This is a genomic window from Cobetia sp. SIMBA_158, assembly GCF_046566945.1.
In the GTDB taxonomy this organism is placed as follows: Bacteria; Pseudomonadota; Gammaproteobacteria; order Pseudomonadales; family Halomonadaceae; genus Cobetia; species Cobetia amphilecti.
Genome location: NZ_JAWJYL010000843.1, coordinates 1 through 248 on the forward strand (window position 1 = coordinate 1; position 248 = coordinate 248).

Below are 248 nucleotides of genomic sequence, written 5' to 3' on the forward strand. Positions count from 1 at the left end.
CGGCGAGGGCCGGCTGCTGACGGAAGAGGAACTCGCCGCGTCGCTCGCGCACACGATGCGCGATTGGGACGGCCGGCAAGACCTGTGGCTGTTCGGCTATGGGTCGCTGATCTGGAACCCCGGGCTGCCGACGGTCGCCGCCGTGCGCGGCAAGGTGCACGGCTATCACCGCGGGCTCTATTTGTGGTCGCGCGTGAACCGCGGCACGCCCGAGCATCCGGGCCTCGTGCTCGCGCTCGATCGCGGCG

Annotated in this window: 1 protein-coding gene; it reads left to right on the forward strand. The window is 71.4% G+C overall.

Annotation, left to right across the window (positions count from 1 at the left end; translation table 11 throughout):
* On the forward strand, positions 1 to 248 hold a 248-nt coding region (locus R2R70_RS22210; protein ID WP_410979233.1), incomplete at both ends, for a gamma-glutamylcyclotransferase.